We start from the raw sequence: 334 nt of genomic DNA, 5'->3' as shown, positions 1-334 counted from the left end.
GATGACGTCCGGGAGAGCACCCTGGCGGTGACGACTTTCGACGAAGAAAAGGCGCAGAGCCAAGCCGAATTCGACCGTCTCCTCGGCTTTCTGGCGGGCGTTACGATGATCAGGAACCTGGTCAAGGGCGACTATGTGGCTGTGGCCAGGGATATCATCTTCGACACGGTGATGACAGCCACCACGGCGGGCATCGGCGCCGGAGCGGGGGCCTTGAAAGGCGCCGCTCGGGCGGGAGGCAAGGTGCTCGTTCCGACTGGGCGGAAAATATTCGGCCAGGCATTGCTCAATGGGGTCGCCAGTGGCACGAATACAGGTGCCAGGGCCGGCAGCC

The 334-nt window shown here is 63.5% G+C and carries 1 protein-coding gene; it reads left to right on the top strand.

The features are described from left to right. Positions 1-27 precede the first annotated feature (27 nt). On the top strand, positions 28-334 hold a 307-nt coding region (locus SB717_RS34445; protein WP_410907342.1), incomplete at its 3' end, for a hypothetical protein.

The sequence above is a fragment of the Priestia sp. SIMBA_032 genome (assembly GCF_046535215.1).
Taxonomy (GTDB): Bacteria; Bacillota; Bacilli; order Bacillales; family Bacillaceae_H; genus Priestia; species Priestia aryabhattai.
The sequence above is the reverse complement of the archived record's forward strand: the minus strand, read 5'-3'. Positions and strand labels throughout refer to the sequence as shown.